Below are 18,877 nucleotides of genomic sequence, written 5' to 3' on the forward strand. Positions count from 1 at the left end.
AGACACCATAAAAATCCAAGTGGTAAACAGTCTGTCCGTTACTGGTACAATGGCTGTCACTCTATGGTAAGAGTAATGTCACTTGCTCATGTCTCCCGCTTTAAATGGAAATAAAGATGAGCAGTTCAGAAAATAAACCCCAGCAAATTACTGAATTGACACCTTCAAACGCCAGTAACTGAGTGTCATCTTAATCTTGCTTTTAAAATATCAATTCCTATGTCGCTCAATCCCGCCTAAGGGGTCCAACAGGAGGTGGCGCATCCACGCCTGCCAATCGATAATGGCTCTAAAAAGGGAGCTCTAATCATTGGACAATCAGGAAAACTTCCGTAAAACATTGGGTAAACACCTCAAGATTAAAAGAGAAGAACTCAACTTATCACAAGAAAAATTTGCCTGGGATGCCGGCCAGTATGACAAAAACCTAGGCAAGATTGAACGCGGCGTCAAAGGACCATCCATTCAAACCCTATTCAAGTTCCGCCACACCCATAACCTAAGCATTGATGAGTTACTCGATGATGTAAAAGCTGACTTAGAAAGAGAAGAAGGAGATGATTAAGCTAGGGAGTCTTCTTTGGAAAAAGGGAGCGGTGTTTTATGAAAAAGGAGTTCTCTATAATCAGGGACAATGAAACCTATCGCTTCACGATTATTGGATTTCCCGATAAGAAAAACAGCTATGGTGAAATCTACATGACTGACAGCAGCCATACTACATATGTATTCAGGGGATTTGAACGGCAGGCTGTTCTTAAAGCGGCAAAGAAGCGTATAGAAGATAAATAGACAAGCAATTTCAAGAGACTTAAAATACAGCATTAACTATAATCCAGGACCTTGTTCCATTCTCATCTAACTAAGGAAAGGGTACAGAAAAGAACCATTGTCCCCTGGTCCCTTCACATTTATTGGCTCAGTTAACCGCAAACAGCGGCTCAAATCTCCGCACTTATCGCTCAACCTGTCCGCACTACTTATTTATCGGCGGTCTCCACTATGTTATAATCATTTATAACAATCAAAGTGTTTGAGGGACGTCTTCCGTCGCGCCACTGGTAATGGCCGGCATCATGGATGGCGTCTTTTCCTTTCTTCAGGTGATTAAGGACATTAATCCGTCAATCCCCGGACAAACAATACCGTCAACATATGGACGTTTTAAACAGCATTAACACAAAGTGTTGAATCTTAATTGATGAAAACTGTTGATTTCTACTTGACGTTACAAAAGGACAAAAAGAAGAAAACACGATGCATCCTCAGGAGAATATAAAAGGGATAGGGAAAAAAACAGAAGAAAAAAAACAATAACCCTCCAACAAAAAGCAAAAAACACCCCAAAACCTTCGACAAATCTCGGGGCGTCACTGTGACCATCATTTCTGTTCCTAGTCTTTGGTTCAAATTCAATTTACAGGATCCACTCTTCTATTATTTTCCTTAATTACACCTATATCATTTAAAAAAACACAGACAAAAGCTCCTGTTCAAAAATTGATACATCCCGCTCAATAGTATAGAATTTGTAAGAAAATGTTCATTTTAAAGAAATAAAGTAGGTGCAAGTATGAATCAACGACAAAATGAATTATTGCGGATTTTGTTGACACAAGACGATGAAGCCTTTCTCATACATAATTTATCTAACCAGCTTCATTGTTCTGAGAAAACCATCCGGAATGATTTAAAGCGAATAGAGGAGTTAATCCGGGAAAACTCAGCGGCTATACTGGTGCGTAAGCCGGGGATTGGTATATACCTTGAAGCAGATGCAGCCGAACGCTCAAGGCTATTTCAATTACTTTTTTCTCAAGAAACACTTAAATCAAATGAAGAGAGAAGAATGGAAATCGCTTATAAATTGTTGATTAGTGATACACCTCACACGCTGGATGAATTGGCCAAACACTATTATGTGACGAAGAAGAATATCAAACAAGATATTGAGAATATCACGGAGTGGCTGAAACGATTTGATCTCCAGCTTCTGTCTAAACAAGGACTTGGCAGTACCATTACTGGAACCGAATTGAATAAGCGGAATGCATTGGCACACTTATCCAACCTTCTTCCTGTGATGAGTCATACTACAAACTACATGCTGAACTTGTTTATGCCCTATGAAATCGATGTTGTTAGAAAGAAGCTAATTGATGTGCAGGATAGGTATTCACTTCCTCTTACAGATGGTGCCCTGGAAAGTTTACTCGTTCATGCGCTCATTATGATCAAACGGATCAAACAGAAGTCACCCATTGAGATTCCACAAGAAGAATTGGCTTCTGGTTACCCTCAGAAAGAGTATCAATACACGGAATGGTTCCTGGATCAACTGGCGTCTTCCTTTCAAATCGTTTTTCCTTATGAAGAAAAAGTATATTTCACCTGGCACCTGCTCAGCAGCAAGAAAAGACATGATCCCTCCTTAGGCTCAGATTTCAATAATCTTGCTCTTAAAGTCATTCAAGGACTCACGATGAAATTGAGGGAAATGACCATGATAAACTTCCATGCCGATCCTATTCTTCTTAACGGCCTGGCTGTTCATATGAATTCGGTCATCCATCGGCTCCATTATGGATTTCCGATTACAAATCCTCTTCTATACGACATTAAAAAGATGTATCCCTTTATATTTAACATGGTCATGCTTTCCTTAGAGGAAATCAAAGAGCAATTTAGGGTTTCCATTCCAGAAGATGAGGCTGCCTATTTGGTCCTGCATTTCCAAGCGGCCATCGAAAGACTTGAAGGAAAAAGGGAAATTATGAAAAGAGCTCTTATAGTCTGCCACATGGGGATCGGCATGTCCCACCTCCTTCAAGCCAAGATGGAACAGCATTACAAAGATATCTATGTTATCGACTGCATTGGAAAAGCTGACGTTTCAAACTACTTGAATAAACACTCAGTCGATTTCATTATTTCAACCGTTCCACTGGAAAAGGTGAAGATTCCTTCTATCGTGGTATCCCCTCTTTTAGAAGACGAGGATAAAGACCGCCTCAACCAATTTTTTCATCAGTTGGAATACAAGAAAACCGGAAAACAGCAGGAAGACATTTTTTCTAGATTCATGGATATCAATCTCATCTATTTAAATGTCGAGAAGGAACATCGTTTTGAGGTCGTGGAACTGCTGGGCAATGCGCTTTACCAAAAGGGCTATGTTGAGCAGTCCTTTACTCACAGTGCCCTAGTACGAGAAAAAAGCTCTGCTACCTCAATTGGTGCAGGAATTGCCATCCCACATGGGAATCCCTCATTGATTAAGAGGTCTGCCATCGCAGTCGCCGTCCTCTCTACTCCTATTGAATGGGGAAATGAGCTGGTTTCTTTAGTCTTCATGCTCGGTATTGGAGATGAGGAGAAGAAATATTCCAGACAGGTTATCCAATATATTGTTTCTTTAACAGACAATCCTTCTTTCATTCAACTATTGACGGAAGCAAAAACAGAAGAAGAATTTCTGAGTCTTCTATAATAATCCTTTTTTACCGGAAGCTATGGTAAAAATAAAAACTTTCCTCCGAGCAAGCAGGATATACAATAAAAGAAAGCGATTTCTTGAAGGAGGAAAAATCATGAAAGTACTAGCTGTCACCGCTTGTCCGGTTGGTATCGCCCATACATACATGGCTGCTGAGAATCTTCAAAAAGCAGGCGAAGAAATGGGCATCGACATCAAAGTGGAAACACAAGGTTCAATTGGTGTAGAAAATGCACTGACGGAACGAGATATAGAAGAAGCTGACGCCATCATCATTGCCAGTGATAAAGAAGTTTCCAAGGAGCGTTTCATTGGCAAGAGGCTTCTCGTCACAGGAGTTCAGGAGGGAGTCAGAAAACCGAAAGAATTACTGCAGCGGGTTCAAAGTGGAGAGGTCCCAGTATATAAGGCTGAAATGCTCGCTAGTGACGATAGAAAGAATAAGAAAAAAGAAAAAGAGAATCCAATATATAAACACTTAATGAGCGGTGTTTCCTATATGATTCCGTTCATCGTCATCGGCGGTCTTTTGATTGCCATCGCATTGACATTGGGAGGAGAACAAACTCCTGGAGGAATTGTGATACCTGAGGATTCCATTTGGAAGCAAATTGAAGCATTAGGCGGCGCTGCCTTCCTGTTCATGGTACCAATTCTAGCTGGATTCATTTCGGTCAGTATTGCTGATCGTCCAGGATTAGCACCCGGAATCATCGGCGGATATATAGCTGCGAATGGAAGCTTCTATGGAAGTGAAGCTGGTGCTGGATTCATTGGCGGAATCATTGCCGGATTCCTGGCAGGTTATGTGACCTTAGCCATCAAAAAATTAAAAGTACCAAAAGCCATCCAGCCAGTTATGCCTATTATTTTCATTCCAATCATTTCTACATTAATTGTTGGGTTATTATTCATCCTGGTTATAGGTGCTCCAGTTGCTGGAATCTTCGAAGGACTCACTTCGTGGCTGGAAGGCATGCAAGGCGCCAGCTCCATTTTGTTAGCTGTCATTCTTGGTGCAATGATTGCGATAGATATGGGTGGCCCTTTTAACAAAGTAGCGTTCTTATTCGGAGCCGCCATGATTGCAGAAGGCAATTATGAAATTATGGGCCCAATTGCCGTTGCCATCTGTATTCCTCCTATTGGAATGGGATTGGCAACATTCATTAACAAAAGAAAGTATCAGCCTGCAGAACGGGAAGCCGGAAAAGCATCCTTCACAATGGGACTGTTCGGAATCACAGAAGGAGCGATTCCCTTCGCTGCACAAGATCCACTGCGTGTTATCCCAAGTATTGTCACAGGATCAGTAGCTGGCTCAGTCATCGCCATGATCTCGTCCGTCGGTAACAAAGTAGCCCACGGAGGTCCAATCGTAGCCTTCCTTGGTGCAGTCGATAATGTTGTCATGTTCTTTGTAGCAGCTATCATTGGTGCCTTGGTGACAGCGCTCATGGTCAACTTCTTGAAGAAAGATATTACCCAAGAAGCACCTCAGGAGACAGCGTCGAATAACGCACATAATCTTAATAAAAAGCCAGAGCAAGCCCCGCAGTCTTCTGAAGATGCTGTTACCAATGTGACGAAACTGACGGATATCACCAACATCCATTTGATTGAAACCGAACTAGGTGGAAACACTCGTGATGACGTGATAGATGAGTTAATAGAGAAGTTTGACAAAAATCAAATCCTGCAATCCAAGACAGACTTTAAACAAGCCATTTTAAACCGTGAAGGCCAAAGTTCTACAGGTCTCGGAATGAATATTGCCATTCCTCATGGAAAATCAAAAGCAGTCAAACGCCCGGCGGTAGCTTTCGGCATTAAACGTGACGGAGTGGATTGGAAGAGCCTTGACGGTTCGGATGCTAAGCTGATCTTCATGATTGCCGTTCCGGAAGAAAGTGCTGGAGATGCACACCTGAAAATCCTTCAAATGCTTTCACGCAAGTTGATGGATGAAGATTTTAGGAACCAACTACTTTCCGTTAAGACGAAAGAAGAAGCTTATCGACTATTGGATACTATTCAGTGATTTAAGGGGACGGTTCTTGTGCTTCACTATGCAGCACAAGAACCGTCCCCTTGCTTTCCCCTCTTTAAGACAAATGTGGTATTATTTAGTGTATTAACAGAACGAACTGGAGGAAAAAGAATGTACAATGAGCCAATATTTTTGCAACCCATTTTCCAGGAGAGAATCTGGGGAGGACAAAAACTAAAAACAGAATTCAATTATGAGATTCCTTATGACCAAACAGGTGAAGCGTGGGTCATTTCAGCTCATCCGAATGGACCGAGTATTATAAAAAATGGGCCGCTGGAAGGGAAATCTCTCGCAGAAGCTTGGACTGAACACGGCACTCTCTTCAACAAACAAGCGGAAAATAAAGAAGAGTATCCATTACTTGTTAAAATCCTGGATGCTAATAACGATTTATCTGTTCAGGTGCATCCAAATGATCAATTTGCCAGAGAAGTCGAGGGACAGCCATACGGGAAAACTGAATGCTGGTATGTCCTGAGCGCTGAACCAGAGGCAGAACTTATCCTGGGCCACCATGCCCAAACACGAGAAGAATTTGAAAAGCTGATCGACAACGGACAATGGGATGATCTGCTTAAGAAAGAAAAAGTCCAAGCAGGTGATTTCGTCTACGTTCCAAGCGGCACCATCCATGCGATTGGAAAAGGCATTGTCATCCTGGAAACGCAGCAGAGCTCTGATATTACCTATCGTGTTTATGATTATGACCGCACAGATGCCAACGGAAACACACGTGAATTGCACTTGGAACGTTCCAAAGAAGTGACCACCGTTCCACATCAGCCAGCAAACACCAATCAGCAGACAACTGTGTCAGGTGACTTGACCTCAAAACAATTAGTAGAAGAGAAATACTTCACTGTTTATCATTGGACACTGAACGGAAAAGCTGAACAAAACCTTTCCACTGATTTCCTGCAAGTCAGTGTAATAGATGGACAAGCTGAAATTAAAGTCGGGGAAAACACATTCACCATTGGAAAAGGAAGTCATTTCATCCTGCCGCAGGGCGTGGAAGACTATGAGCTTTCCGGGAATGCGGAGTTTATTGTATCTCATACTTGATTGAATGAGCGACAGTCCCTCGTCCATTTTCTCACTAGGCTCAACCTACAAAAAAGAGATAAGTCACAATGACTTATCTCTTTTTTTGCTAGTAAAGAAATAACAGCTACTCTAGTTTCAAGGACAGAGTTTTCTTCTATATCCCAACCATTAAGTTTAAAGGGAATATTGATTTGGAATAATTGGTTATAGACGGAAACTGTCCCTCTTTCCCCTTTGTGAAAGTAATCTTCCCTAGTCCGTAAACTCATGAATCTTCAACACGAACTGAAATCCCTCATTTGCCGAAATCAGCTTCCCAAACTCACTCCACTTATAAGGCTTTCCATCAACCACCACAAGCGGCACGCCATTTCCTTTTTCATCATACTCTATTCTTCCCCATACCTCATCCCCTGCCAGGACAGGCTGCGAGACCCCGCCAAGATCATTTTCCTCTATATACTTCTGGCTTAATCCGCTTTTTACTTTTTCCATCAGCTTTTGGAGCAACTCAGCAGCAGAAACTCCGATTTCGTCATAAATGGCAAAGAAATATCCATGTTCCTTCCGCTCCCTCGCTTCTAAGAAGGTTCCATTCGGAAATACCCTTTGATCAACATCAAACTGATGAACCTCGCCCAAAGAATCCTCCATCTCGAATGACTTAATCAAAAGCTCCTCATAGGAAACCCCTAGTTCTTCAGCCATTACCTCATTATAACAATCTGAGCAAAGTACCAGATTCGGCACTCCCTCATCCATCTTCAAATGAATCTTGGCATTTCCCTTCTTGCATTGATCACAACCAGCCATTACTCTCACTTCTCTCTTTAAAATTGACAGCCTACCTACATTATACAAAACCCAACCTACTATAAATATAAGTAAAGAGTCCGGACACAATGCTCCAGCTTCATTGCAAGATCATAACCACAGCTGGAGCTATCTTAAAAGACACCATAAAAGGCAAGCGGTAAGCAAGCTGTCAGTTACTGGTGCAATTGCTGTTCCTCCGTGGTAAGAGTGATGTCACTTACTCAAGTCCTCCGCTTCAAAGATGGACATAAAGATGAGCAGTTCAGAAAATAAAACCAGCCAAAAACTGAAATGACACTTCCAAACGTCAACTGAGCGTCATCATGATTTCGCTCTTAAAATATCGTTCCTATGTCGCTTCATCCCGCCAAAGGGGTCCAACTGGACGTGGCGCAACCACGCCCTCCAATCGATAATGGCTCTAAAAAGGGAGCTCTCATCATTGGACAATCAGGCAAACTTCCGTAAAACATTAGGGAAACATCTCAGATATAAAAGAGAAGAACTCAACTTATCTCAAGAAAAATTCGCCTGGGACGCCGGCCTGGATGACAAAAACTTCGGCAAAATCGAACGTGGCGTGAAAGGACCATCTATCCGCACCCTATACAAGCTCCGCCACACCCATAATCTAAGCATTGATCAGTTACTCGATGATGTAAAAGCGGAATTAGAGCAAGAAGGAGATGACTAAGCTGGGTGCTTAGTCATCTCCAGAAAGGGAGCGGTGCCTTATGAAAAAGGAGTTCTCTATAATTAGGGACAATGAAACCTATCACCTCACGATTATTGGATTTCATGACAAGAAGAACAGCTATGGTGAAGTTTACGTGAGTGACAGCAGCCACACTACATATGTCTTTAGAGGAACTGAGAGGCAGGTTGTTCTTAAAGAGGCCAAAAAGAGGATAGTAGATAATAAATAAACAAGTTCTGGAATATTGAATACAGCGAACAAAATATGACCAGGCCCTTGTTCCATTCTCCTTTAGCTATAGGCACAGACAATAGACATGTCTATTGTCTGTAAAGAAATCACTGTCCTTAATAGCATGAACCACACGCACCCGACGATGACAATGAAACAAAACCAGTTGTAGTATAAGTACTAATAATCAGAGTGGAGACGAAAGAATATGGGACAAGGGATAGGTCCCTTGTTGGACATCTCTTTTTTGCAGGCTGTTTTCGCATATATTGTTGCGTTCGGATGTCCCCGGATACTGAGGTTTTCCACTTAAATCTGGGCTAGCAGCTCTTTTCTTTTCAAACTAGGTTATTCCGGAGAATTCAGGTTATTTTTTCTGGGATTAGTATTAAATAGCAACAAACTTTACGAAAAGAGCCTTTTTGTATGAGGAAAAGGTGATACCATTGGATGGATGAATAGGTATTTCTCTCGTCATCAGTATGGTTCGTAGGGTAAATGATTTCCGGTAAAAAAAAGTATTGGCGGACGAGGCCCCTGTCCCCTTTGCGCCTTTCAAAGCACATCAACTATCGTTTTCTCTCGTCTTCGTACCAATTCCTGGCTTTTTCATTCCAATATCTCACATAAGCTTCATATCCAGTTTGACTTGCAAGAAAAAGTATATGTTGATCACGTGTTAGCTTATAAGCTGGCAGAGTGGTGACACCGAGCTCTCTTGCTCTTGTGACACGATGACGGCCGTCAATTAAATGGTCTTGGATTTTAGGATTGAATTCTACAAGGATGATAGGCGTTGATAGATCTACAGTTGGGACATGATCCAGGTCGATGTTTGTATATTCATTTGTAAGTAGTTTCATTTCCATTTGTTTAAATTCTATTTCTTCTGGGTGGGCATCAATGTACTCCTGCATCTTGCTGATATTCCACCTGATTACTCCGTTTGCAAAAACCTCTTCACCTTCGACAGGTTGGCAAGGCTTAAATGCAGGACTTAATTTCATTAGTTTCATGTTGGCTCCTTAAAAGTTGGATGGCTTTTCTTTTCTGACTTGTATATTAGTATTCTATCATTTTGTCTTTTCTCAAACTACTTAGTTTGTTGTGCGCGGAGTCGCTTACGGGGCAGAGGGAGCTTTAACGCGCCGGGGTCTGGCACCGATATTTTGTTAAGGAATTCTTCCTGAGCGCCACTGGTAATGGCCGGCATCATGGAAGACGTCTTCTCCTTTCTGCAGGGTGTTTAAGGACATTACATCCGTCAATCCCCGGACAAACAATACCGTCAACAAGTGGACGATTTTAATCAGCATTAACATCTAAGTGAAGAGGCGGACATAGGTAAATCCTATGCCCGCTAAGTGGTTGAAAGAAAAGAAATCTGTAGTTATATGACTGCTTCCAAAAGGCAGCTATTGATTTATATTATGAGCTAGAAAGCGAATTATATTAACTAGCTATCTGTCACTGCCCCGAAATAGTTACAGACGTTCGTAAGCTTTCCCTAGGCTGAATCATTCTCAATTCATCTCCCCGCTGAAACTCCCCTGTTCTAGCCATCCAAGGCTCAATACAAACAAAGTTCTTTCCTTCCTGAACCCACAGCATGATATAGCGGAAATCGTCCTCCATTTCCATCACGATCTTCGAATCAGACAGATCAGCCCTTAGCTCATCCTTGGTATTGACGAGTACAACGGCTTCCGCTTTCCCGTTCATATTCATTTCACCTGAAAGTTCCTTATAACTATTATCATTGTAATCGTAATAAATTTCCGCATTTGTTTCTAGGTTAAGCTTTTTCGATTGAGACTTAAAGTAAGGATGAAACCCCGCATACATTGGCATCGGAGCAGTGCCATTATTTCGATATTCCTGCTGGATCACGAAGCTTGTGCCTTTTAAGATATAGGTGAACACCACTTCAAACTCGAAAGGATAGGACTGAAGAGTAGAAGGGCTGCTGTTGAAACTTAGGACGATAGAAGCTTGGTCTGAAGAGCTTTCCACCTCTTCTACTTTCCAGGGATTCACCCGTGCCAGACCATGATTCGGCATTCTATACGTTTTACCTTCCCATTCGTATTCACCATTCTCAAGTTGCCCAGAGATGGGAAATAAAACGGGGATGCCGCCGCGAATATTTTGACTGGGGTCAAAGAAAGTCTCTTTGTTCAGATAAAGAAGTTCCTTTCCGTTCACTCCATAACCGATAACTATGCCGCCTCGCTCCGGGCAAACCTTTATCCATGAGTCACTTTCTGCATTTCTGAGTTCATAAATCTCCAATTCTCTATCTCTATACTTGTCCACTGAATACAAAGTAACTCCTCCTCTACAAATAAAGCCGGAAACCATACAGTTCCCGGTTACCAGATGTTAGATGTATGAAACGATGTTTCCTGATTTTCCACTTCTCACTGTATGTATGCACACTTAATCATATCAAAAAACCCTCCCAGCTATACGGGAGGGCTACAAAAATTAAAGCATTTCTTGAACAATATTCATAACAGAAGATTGAAGAGCCTCGAGCTTCTGGCTGCTGTCTTCGAGGGATTCACCCTTCACACTGAAATAAAACTTGGCTTTTGGCTCTGTCCCAGATGGGCGCACACAGAACCAGGAGTTATCCTCCAAGAAGTATTTAATGACGTTAGATTTAGGAAGTTCAATCGTTTCCACTGTATCATTTAACAGGCTATGCTTCTCTGACGTGTGGTAATCTTCGACTCTGACAACCTTTTGGCCGGCTACCTCTGTTGGCGGGTTTTCGCGGAATGACTTAAGAATTTCGGCAATCTTCTCGGAACCTGCTTTCCCTTTTAACGTCAGGGATTCAAGAGATTCTTTAAAGTAACCGTACTGTTCAAAGACTTCTAAAAGTCCATCATACAAGGACTTGCCTTGAGACTTGTAGTAAGCTGCCGTCTCTGCTGCAAATATGGCCGCCTGCACAGCATCCTTGTCTCTAACAAAATCACCGATAAGATATCCGTAGCTTTCCTCATATCCGAATAGGAAGGAGTACTCTCCAGATTCGTTATACTCATTGATTTTCTCACCAATGAATTTAAATCCAGTAAGAGTATCAAGAGTCGGGATGCCAAAGCTATCAGCAATGACTCTTCCAATTTCAGAAGTAACAATCGTCTTAATGACAATACCATTCTCAGGGAGAGTCCCCTGCTCTTTCTTCTGAGTTAAAAGGTAATGAAGCATAAGCGCACCCATTTGGTTGCCGGTCAGCACTTCATAATTCCCTTCAGCATTTTTCACCGCAACACCCAGACGGTCCGTATCAGGGTCTGTTCCCATCAAGATATCAGCATCTTCTCTCTCTCCATATTGAATCGCAAGTTCAAAGGCTGCATGTTCCTCAGGGTTTGGAGACTTCACGGTAGAAAAATCCGGGTCAGGAAGTTCCTGCTCTTTTACAACGGTTACATTCTTAAAACCGAAGTTCTTCAATCCTTCTCTTACCGGGATGTTCGCCGTTCCATGTAAAGGTGTAAACACAATCTTCAAAGAATCTGCAACCTCTTGAATCACCTTTTGATTTTCACGGATGGTCAGCAATTCTTCCTGATAAGCAGTATCCACTTCTTCACCGATGTATGTAAGTAAACCGCTATCAAGGATTTCCTTCTCTTCCGCTACTTCGATTGTCAGTTCATTCTCCACGCCATTAACATACTGAATCAACCGATCAGCCATCGCTGGTGGAATCTGTCCGCCGTCCGGGCCATATACCTTGTAACCATTATATTCTGGCGGATTATGGCTTGCTGTGATGACAATACCTGCAAAAGCATTCAAATGACGGACTGCAAACGATAGAACTGGTGTCGGGCGCAGTCTTTCAAATACAAACGACTTAATACCATGGGCACCGAGGGTCTTTGCTACTTCTAAAGCAAACTCAGGAGATTTATGGCGAGAATCGTAAGCAACAGCTACACCACGCTGCTTTGCTTCTTCTCCTTGTTCTTCGATGTATTGTGCCAAACCTTCTGTTGCTTTTCGTATCATGTAGATGTTAAGACGGTTTGTACCCGGACCTAACTCTCCGCGCATGCCGCCTGTTCCGAATTCTAGATCTTTATAGAAATGTTCTTCTAGCATCAAAAAATCTTCCTTTATCTGCAGTAGGCTATCTTTTAACTCTTTATCTAAATTTATACAGGAAATCCACTTTTCTGAATTCATTTTCCAAGTCATTTCGTATCCCCCTAAAAAATCGCCTGTAACATGGGGAAGCATGCTAGGCAATTTGTTATTAATTCCTTAATATGTATCTTTTATTCCTATAATCATTACTTACGACCATATTCGACTGAAGTAATTTAGGATTAGAAACTTTTAAATTTATAGGATAGTAGAACCATTAATTAAACTTGTATAGTCTTTTTACTACTATAACTATTTCTAAGTCGAGGGGTCTTAATACTTAAAGAACTAAAGAATTTAGGTGATTTTTTGTAGATTAACTTAACCTTTTAAAAGTTTATAGCTTATATAAGTTTTTTTGCGTAATACTTATGAATCATTCCTCTACAAAAATTATTACAAGCAGGGCAGGTTGGCAACTCAGCACCTCAGTTTAAGCATGTTTATATCCCCCTGTTTAACATGTTCAGATGTTCCCTTTCTATTAAAGAAGTCAAAAGTTACTTAATGTATTACAAAAAAAAGAAACTCAGAGATTATACTAATGTCTAAGTTTCTTCTCAATTATCTTTTATCTTCATACTTGGGTGTTTCACTATGAGGCTTTTTATATATCGGACTATTTACTGTTTTCATATTCTATCAACCAACCTGTCATCTATCTCTTCTCTGTGGATATAAGACTTCAGTTTGTATACATGAATTACCTATTTCTCCAAGATATCAGCAATTCTTTTACTAGCGAAACCATCACCGTAGGGGTTACTTGCTTTACTCATTCTTTCATACTCTTTCTTATCTTCAAGAAGTAGTTTGAAGTTTTTATAAATGTTATCTTCATCAGTTCCAACTAACTTCAATGTTCCTGCCTCTATACCTTCAGGCCTTTCAGTAGTATCGCGCATAACAAGAACTGGCTTCCCTAAGCTAGGCGCTTCTTCTTGTATTCCACCACTATCAGTTAGAATTAAATAAGATCGAGAAAGGAGATTGTGGAAATCTAATACCTCTAGTGGTTCAATAATTCTTACTCTTAAATTATCCCCTAATATTTCATTGGCTAATTCTCTTACAACAGGGTTCATGTGAATTGGATATAAAACTTTAATATTTGAATATTCATCCACAATTCTTTTGATTGCTTTAAACATGTTTCTCATTGGCTCACCAAGATTTTCTCTTCTATGAGCAGTTATCATAATCAGTCTACAATCTGAAGCCCATTCAATTTGTTCATGAGAATAACTTTCTCTAACAGTAGTGTTAAGGGCATCAATAGCAGTATTACCTGTCACGTAGATTGATGACGGATCTTTACCTTCTTTTAAGAGATGTTCTTTCGACTTTTCTGTAGGTGCAAAATGGTACTTTGCCACAATCCCAACAGCTTGACGATTGAATTCTTCTGGGTAAGGTGAGTAGATTTTATAAGTTCTTAGTCCAGCTTCAACATGTCCAACAGGTATTTGCAAGTAGAAACAAGCTAAAGACGTTACAAAAGTTGTAGAAGTATCTCCATGTACTAAAACCACATCTGGCTTAACTTCTTCAAGAATAACTTTCATTTTTTCTAATATGTTGATTGTTACATCAAATAGTGTTTGTTTTTCTTTCATTATTGATAAGTTATAATCTGGAACTACACTAAATGCATCTAGAACTTGGGATAGCATTTCCCGATGCTGGCCTGTTACACAAACCACGGTATCTAGATTTTCTCTCGATCTTAGCTCTTTAACTAAGGGGCACATTTTAATAGCTTCAGGTCTTGTTCCAAAAACTATCATTACCTTTTTTTTCATACAATATCTACCAACTTTACTAATTAATTTAAATTATAAAATTTACTAATTAAATCAAATTCATATGCGAAGTTATTCTTCCTAAATGAAATTTATTAATAAAAATAATAAAACTAATAACTTGAGCAACACTCCCTTTGACTATTAGACTTATGAACCTGTTTGACCACTAAGAATTATATACTTTAGAACCTACCAACGTTTTAAGGGATTTTAACAATCAAGGTAAATCTCTTTAAAGATTAATTAAAGTTATCTATATCTTAATTTGTGTTTCCTTAAGGAAGATAAGTGTATGAAATAAATTAATCAAGCTAAATTAACCTTTTCTAAGTTGATTACATCTCGTGTTTCAGTTAATGGGCATAACTGCATTCCAATGAAAACATAGAAAAATAAATTAAAAGGATAAACTTCCAATATATTTGTGAAAATACCTGACACTAGCACTGCTAAAACTAGTCCTACAGCAAAGTCTAGCCTTTCTACCTCCACGGTCCTATTCTTTACAATTGCTTGTTTATGAAGATTTAATAATTTCCAAATTACAATGATAAAAAAAAGAAAATATGCTATTAATCCAAGTAAACCTAATTGTTGAAATATAGCTATATACTGATTATCAACAGCGTAATCTGTAGAATTCAGGCCTAGATCTGCAGTCCTTCTACTCGCAGACCCAACTACCCCCAACCCATATCCAATAAAGCCCTCAGACGTTGTTAAACTAGGCAAATAACTAAACCAGTGGCTAAATCTATCAACAAGAGAGGATCTACTAAATAAGCTAAGTCCAGAGGAAAAGGCGATCGGTAAAATAAGTATAGAAAATACCATTAGAAAACTTAATAAAGTAAAGTACAAATATTTTATAGTTTGTTTCGATGTACTTACTTTTTTAAGATAAACTATTAATTGACAAAATACAAACAACAATAGCGCTGATCGAATAGTTGATAAAACGAGGAATGAAAGAGTTAATAACATCACAATAAATGCAAATTTTTTATAATTTTTTCCTAGTAATGACACCTGCAACAAGACTCCTATTATAGCTAGCAAGAACGCATAACCATCAGGAGTACCGACGCTTGATGGCAATCTAGGAATACCATTAATATGTTTAACATTAACAGCATATTCAAACCCTAGTTGCATTAACTTATCTACACCTGAAAACCACTGTAACGTCCACGTGGAAATTAGACTAATAAATACTACTATTAACATTGATTGGATTTTTATATTCTTATTTTTTAAGTATATCCCTAACAAGACCCCACCCATGGGCAACAGTGAGATTTTAATCCCATATCCTAAATTCACTAAGGAATTACCATTTAATAAGCTTAAAAAGCTAATTAAATATATCCCCCCTAAAATGCTTATAATAAAAATTATAAAAATATTACTCTTGTACTTTTTAAAAAGAACTATATGAATAAAACTTAGAAGAATAAGAACAATTAGTGCAATGTCTTTTATTGATCTAATAAGTATAGTATCTTGAAATATAGAAAGTGTCCCATAAATAGAAATATAGAAAAAGAAAATACCTATAATAAAAGTTAGCATTCTTTTCTTAAGATTTTTTGTATAGCCCATTCTTAACCTCTTCCCTATTTATTGCCTAATTTAATTTACTAACTATTCGCCTCCCTAATAAGATTATTATTAGTTTCCTGAATATATTTACCTTTCCAAAATAAATCTTTGCTTGCATTTTTGCAAATTGAAACTTAAGTAATAATCACCAATTTGACTTCTATTTAAGTTATATCTCTCATGAAAAGTCATTCAGGATTTACAAGTGGAGTGAATAAACAAATGACATTTAGATTTATGCCTTTTCCTTATGGAAATTACTTTTCGTACAACTAGAATACTTCAAGCAAACTAATTAGAGGTCTTATTTGGAAAAAGAAAAACACTCGTTTTCAATGTCCTGCCATTCTGTATAGAGCCTTACAATATCTTCTTCTATCAGTTCACTACCACTTTGAACTTCTATTATTTCTATATCTGATATAGCTTTTATTGCATGGTAATCACCTTGTTTTATTTGTACTACGTCTCCTTGTTTTACACCACGCAATACCCCATTTAGCGCTAATATACCTTCACCCTTAATAATTGTCCAAAGCTCATTTCTCAGATTGTGAGTTTGATAACTAAGATTCTTCCCTTTTAATATTCCAATACGTTTAGTTAAGACTTCGTAGCTATTATCATTCTTAGTATGGTCTAAAACCTTATACCAGCCCCAACGACGTTCTTCATACATCGGTCTATTATTTATATTATTTACTATTTCTTTAATCTGTGTGCTTGCTTGTTTTTCAGATATTAATATACCATCAGGACTAGCTACAACTACTAAGTTTGAAACTCCTAAAACTGTAACAGGAATATCTAATTCATTAATTAAGTGTGTATCCTTACATTCATTACCTAAAATCCCTTTGCCCATATGATTAGTACTCATTTCTTCTGTTAATGAATTCCAAGTACCTAAGTCTTTCCAGTAACCATTATAAGGTAAGACTACAATATTACTTGCTTTCTCTACAACTTCATAATCAAAACTTATTTTAGGAAGTTGATCATAGTGGGTTAGTAGTTCTTCATAATCAAAAGGGAGTCCTTTCTCTTTCAATATATCTATTATATAGCCCAGTTTAAAAGCAAAAACCCCACAATTCCATAGAGCATTATCATTAATGAGTTCCCTTGCAACCTCTTCTGATGGTTTTTCAGTAAATCGATTTACAGGGAGGAAATCTAAAGAATTATTTCTCTCTTTTTCAGGAACAATGTATCCGTATTTAGTTGATGGACACGTTGGCTGTACACCAAGAAGTGCAATATCTGAATCACTATTGTAAATTACTGATTCCATTTCTTTCACTTTTTCAAAAAAGTTATCATGGACATATGGGTCTACAGGAAGGACTGAAACAACTTCTTCTATGCTTGCTTTTTTGACAGTGTAAAAGTAAGCAGCAGCTAAGGCAATAGCCGGAAAGGTATCACGTCTACTAGGTTCTACAATAAGATCTGATTGGTTATTTAATTGATTTTTAATCATATCGACTTGAGATTTACTCGTAGCAATAACAGTCTCTTTTTCTAATCCTACATTATTTAACTGTGCCCATACCCGTTGCACCATTGACTCGAAAGCGCCCTGCCCATTATCTAATACTTTTAAAAATTGTTTAGAACGAGCATCGTTGGATAGTGGCCACAACCTCTTTCCTGACCCTCCTGATAATAAAATTAGCTTCATAACCTTCTCCTCTCTTTACATTTTTTGATTTCAGTGAAATGCACTAAGGGTTATTAAAACAATTTGAGACGAATACTTATAACATCTGCTTAAGAAGCATATCAGTTTCTTCTGCAATAGCACTCCAATCATACCTTTCTTTTACTTTAAGAAAAGCATTCTCTGATACATCATTTAGTTTGTCGCTATCAGTAAATAATTCTGTGATTTTTAAGGCAATCTCACTCGATGATTTAGAATTGACTAAAAAGCCATCCTTATTATTATTTATTAATTCTGGCATTCCACCTACATTTGTACTCAAAACAGGGGTTCCACAAGCCATTGATTCAACTGCTGATAGACTTACTGCTTCCATTAAAGAAGGAATTACAACTAAGTCACTGACCTGGTAATATCTGATCATCTCTTCAACAGTTAAATTCCCTAATTTTACCACTTTTACATTCTTTACACCCTTTAACACTTCATTCACTTCATTGGCATATAATGGGTACCCATCATAATCACTTCCAGCAAAGGCGATAACTATTTCTTTTGCTATTTCATCTTGTTTATCAATCTGTTTTATAGCTTCTGCTAAATAGTATATTCCTTTAGTCGGGGCCCATCGTCTAGGACAAAGTATTACGAACTTACCACTATCTACATTAAAGATCTTTGTTTTAAGTGAGTATTTCTTTTCGTCTGATAATGGATAGAATTTACTTGTATCAACTCCATTATGAATCGTTACTGACCTATTATGAAAGTCAGGGGTGAGTTCTATGCTAGGCCCAATGATTGCTGAATAATGTTTTAACAATCCTGGCAATGCTCTTGATAGAACTGGATTATTTTTAATCATTAGATACTCCCCAGTATGATTTGTTAAGATAGTAGGGTATTTCCTACTGAGCACTTTAGTAGTAAGTATGTTAGCAGAAAAATCATGCTGCCATACTAAATCAGGATTAAATAATGAAACTGACTTTACTACATCTTTATAGGACAACATATAAATTGACTTATTTAAAAAACCTGGAAGGTACTTTAATACCGTTCCCCCACTAAATCTTTTTAAATCAAATGGTTTTTTCCCCATATTTATATATTCAACTTCTATTTCATCTATCACTTTATTGCTTACTTCGTATTCTTGTTTCCAAACCGGTTTAAAAATTTTAATTTCATGACCTATCTTCTTCAACTCTTTTGACATAAATCGAAGGTGGTTCTCAACTCCACCAATCGAAGTATCAAACATGAGTGTGGATATTATAGCTATCTTCAC

Annotated in this window: 16 protein-coding genes; 7 read left to right on the forward strand and 9 right to left on the reverse strand. The window is 38.6% G+C overall.

Annotated elements, in window-relative coordinates; translation table 11 throughout:
• Nucleotides 1-310 precede the first annotated feature (310 nt).
• The 5 genes from FZC78_RS07670 (at nt 311) to manA (ending at nt 6,614) form a co-directional block, all read left to right on the forward strand.
• Nucleotides 311-565 (forward strand): helix-turn-helix domain-containing protein, encoded by a 255-nt coding sequence (locus FZC78_RS07670; protein WP_148939062.1) that lies wholly within the window; start codon nt 311-313, stop codon nt 563-565.
• A gap of 38 nt (nt 566-603) precedes the next feature.
• Nucleotides 604-792 (forward strand): hypothetical protein, encoded by a 189-nt coding sequence (locus FZC78_RS07675; RefSeq protein ID WP_148939063.1) that lies wholly within the window; start codon nt 604-606, stop codon nt 790-792.
• Nucleotides 793-1,573: 781 nt separating this feature from the next.
• Nucleotides 1,574-3,490 (forward strand): BglG family transcription antiterminator, encoded by a 1,917-nt coding sequence (locus FZC78_RS07680; RefSeq protein WP_148939064.1) that lies wholly within the window; start codon nt 1,574-1,576, stop codon nt 3,488-3,490.
• Nucleotides 3,491-3,590: 100 nt separating this feature from the next.
• Complete coding sequence (locus FZC78_RS07685) at nt 3,591-5,537, forward strand: fructose-specific PTS transporter subunit EIIC (protein WP_148939065.1); 1,947 nt, start codon at nt 3,591-3,593, stop codon at nt 5,535-5,537.
• A 120-nt stretch (nt 5,538-5,657) separates the two neighbouring features.
• Nucleotides 5,658-6,614, forward strand: a complete 957-nt coding sequence (manA, locus tag FZC78_RS07690; protein WP_148939066.1) for a mannose-6-phosphate isomerase, class I — start codon at nt 5,658-5,660, stop codon at nt 6,612-6,614.
• A 234-nt stretch (nt 6,615-6,848) separates the two neighbouring features.
• On the opposite strand, the gene FZC78_RS07695 is transcribed toward manA, so the two are convergent.
• Nucleotides 6,849-7,409: a DUF7713 domain-containing protein gene (locus tag FZC78_RS07695; protein ID WP_148939067.1), complete on the reverse strand. Its 561-nt coding sequence runs from the start codon at nt 7,407-7,409 to the stop codon at nt 6,849-6,851.
• A 445-nt stretch (nt 7,410-7,854) separates the two neighbouring features.
• Here FZC78_RS07695 and FZC78_RS07700 point away from each other — a divergent pair, with 445 nt between their 5' ends.
• A complete protein-coding gene (locus tag FZC78_RS07700) occupies nt 7,855-8,106 on the forward strand; it encodes a helix-turn-helix domain-containing protein (RefSeq protein ID WP_187444845.1) in 252 nt (83 codons plus the stop codon).
• Between the two features lie 40 nt (nt 8,107-8,146).
• Nucleotides 8,147-8,338: a hypothetical protein gene (locus FZC78_RS07705; protein ID WP_148939069.1), complete on the forward strand. Its 192-nt coding sequence runs from the start codon at nt 8,147-8,149 to the stop codon at nt 8,336-8,338.
• A gap of 571 nt (nt 8,339-8,909) precedes the next feature.
• Here FZC78_RS07705 and FZC78_RS07710 read toward each other — a convergent pair.
• From FZC78_RS07710 to FZC78_RS07740, 8 genes are all read right to left on the reverse strand, one after another.
• Nucleotides 8,910-9,356 carry a hypothetical protein gene (locus tag FZC78_RS07710; RefSeq protein WP_148939070.1) on the reverse strand — a complete coding sequence of 149 codons (447 nt, stop codon included), beginning with the start codon at nt 9,354-9,356 and terminating at the stop codon, nt 8,910-8,912.
• Nucleotides 9,357-9,512: 156 nt separating this feature from the next.
• Nucleotides 9,513-9,656: a hypothetical protein gene (locus tag FZC78_RS23560; RefSeq protein ID WP_187444846.1), complete on the reverse strand. Its 144-nt coding sequence runs from the start codon at nt 9,654-9,656 to the stop codon at nt 9,513-9,515.
• Nucleotides 9,657-9,807: 151 nt separating this feature from the next.
• Entirely contained in the window at nt 9,808-10,656 is an 849-nt protein-coding gene (locus FZC78_RS07715) for an aldose epimerase (protein WP_252183570.1), read from the reverse strand.
• A gap of 171 nt (nt 10,657-10,827) precedes the next feature.
• Nucleotides 10,828-12,564 carry a phospho-sugar mutase gene (locus FZC78_RS07720; RefSeq protein ID WP_148939072.1) on the reverse strand — a complete coding sequence of 579 codons (1,737 nt, stop codon included), beginning with the start codon at nt 12,562-12,564 and terminating at the stop codon, nt 10,828-10,830.
• Nucleotides 12,565-13,220: 656 nt separating this feature from the next.
• The gene (gene wecB / locus FZC78_RS07725; RefSeq protein ID WP_148939073.1) at nt 13,221-14,315 is read right to left on the reverse strand and encodes a non-hydrolyzing UDP-N-acetylglucosamine 2-epimerase; all 1,095 of its coding nucleotides are present in this window, start codon (nt 14,313-14,315) and stop codon (nt 13,221-13,223) included.
• A 309-nt stretch (nt 14,316-14,624) separates the two neighbouring features.
• Entirely contained in the window at nt 14,625-15,920 is a 1,296-nt protein-coding gene (locus FZC78_RS07730) for an O-antigen ligase family protein (protein WP_148939074.1), read from the reverse strand.
• A gap of 304 nt (nt 15,921-16,224) precedes the next feature.
• A complete protein-coding gene (locus tag FZC78_RS07735) occupies nt 16,225-17,604 on the reverse strand; it encodes a sugar phosphate nucleotidyltransferase (protein WP_148939075.1) in 1,380 nt (459 codons plus the stop codon).
• Between the two features lie 76 nt (nt 17,605-17,680).
• The gene (locus FZC78_RS07740; RefSeq protein ID WP_148939076.1) at nt 17,681-18,877 is read right to left on the reverse strand and encodes a glycosyltransferase family 4 protein; all 1,197 of its coding nucleotides are present in this window, start codon (nt 18,875-18,877) and stop codon (nt 17,681-17,683) included.

Source organism: Rossellomorea vietnamensis (assembly GCF_008180415.1).
GTDB lineage: Bacteria > Bacillota > Bacilli > Bacillales > Bacillaceae_B > Rossellomorea > Rossellomorea vietnamensis_C.

Bases quoted from the DNA above. Each gene is read 5' to 3' on its own strand.
- FZC78_RS23560 (WP_187444846.1), bottom strand. From the start codon at position 9,656: ATGCTGATTAAAATCGTCCACTTGTTGACGGTATTGTTTGTCCGGGGA.
- FZC78_RS07730 (WP_148939074.1), bottom strand. From the start codon at position 15,920: ATGGGCTATACAAAAAATCTTAAGAAAAGAATGCTAACTTTTATTATA.
- FZC78_RS07735 (WP_148939075.1), bottom strand. From the start codon at position 17,604: ATGAAGCTAATTTTATTATCAGGAGGGTCAGGAAAGAGGTTGTGGCCA.
- FZC78_RS07705 (WP_148939069.1), top strand. From the start codon at position 8,147: ATGAAAAAGGAGTTCTCTATAATTAGGGACAATGAAACCTATCACCTC.
- FZC78_RS07695 (WP_148939067.1), bottom strand. From the start codon at position 7,409: ATGGCTGGTTGTGATCAATGCAAGAAGGGAAATGCCAAGATTCATTTG.
- FZC78_RS07685 (WP_148939065.1), top strand. From the start codon at position 3,591: ATGAAAGTACTAGCTGTCACCGCTTGTCCGGTTGGTATCGCCCATACA.
- FZC78_RS07675 (WP_148939063.1), top strand. From the start codon at position 604: ATGAAAAAGGAGTTCTCTATAATCAGGGACAATGAAACCTATCGCTTC.
- wecB (WP_148939073.1), bottom strand. From the start codon at position 14,315: ATGAAAAAAAAGGTAATGATAGTTTTTGGAACAAGACCTGAAGCTATT.
- manA (WP_148939066.1), top strand. From the start codon at position 5,658: ATGTACAATGAGCCAATATTTTTGCAACCCATTTTCCAGGAGAGAATC.
- FZC78_RS07720 (WP_148939072.1), bottom strand. From the start codon at position 12,564: ATGACTTGGAAAATGAATTCAGAAAAGTGGATTTCCTGTATAAATTTA.
- FZC78_RS07710 (WP_148939070.1), bottom strand. From the start codon at position 9,356: ATGAAACTAATGAAATTAAGTCCTGCATTTAAGCCTTGCCAACCTGTC.
- FZC78_RS07680 (WP_148939064.1), top strand. From the start codon at position 1,574: ATGAATCAACGACAAAATGAATTATTGCGGATTTTGTTGACACAAGAC.